1 pseudogene is annotated in these 403 nt (G+C 70.2%); it reads right to left on the bottom strand.

Going from position 1 to position 403, the window contains the following annotated elements:
* Nucleotides 1-19 precede the first annotated feature (19 nt).
* Nucleotides 20-403, bottom strand: a pseudogene (locus APY03_RS23725) (type IV conjugative transfer system coupling protein TraD); the annotation flags it as partial.

The following is a 403-nucleotide window of genomic DNA, read 5'->3' as shown; positions in this document are numbered from 1 at the left end:
GCGGTCGAGGCGGCATCCTTCATGGCACGGCCTCGTTGCCCGCGCCATCGTCGGCGCCGGTGGCCACCGCGCCGGGCTCGGCCGCAGCGGCATCGTCCAGCAGGTCGTCGGGCAAGGCCGCATCCTGCAAGGCCGGCGAGCTGGTGAACTCCCACCACTGCGTGGCCTCGCTGTAGCTCTGGCGCATGTACCCGGCCAATTGCTGCAGGTCCGCCGGCATCACTTCATCCGGGTCCGGCGCCGGCAGCGGCATACGCACCTTCCAGAGCTGGCCGCCCTGCAGCAGCGCGAAGCACTGGCCCTTGGGCAGGCCGACGACGTGCGACGGCTCGATCATCGGCACGCTGGACATGCTGATGCGGTCCTGGGTGTTCGACGTGAAATCCGTCGCGCCGCGGATGTC

Origin of the sequence: Variovorax sp. WDL1 (genome assembly GCF_001541225.1) — a bacterium.
GTDB lineage: Bacteria > Pseudomonadota > Gammaproteobacteria > Burkholderiales > Burkholderiaceae_C > Variovorax.
The sequence above is the reverse complement of the archived record's forward strand: the minus strand, read 5'-3'. Positions and strand labels throughout refer to the sequence as shown.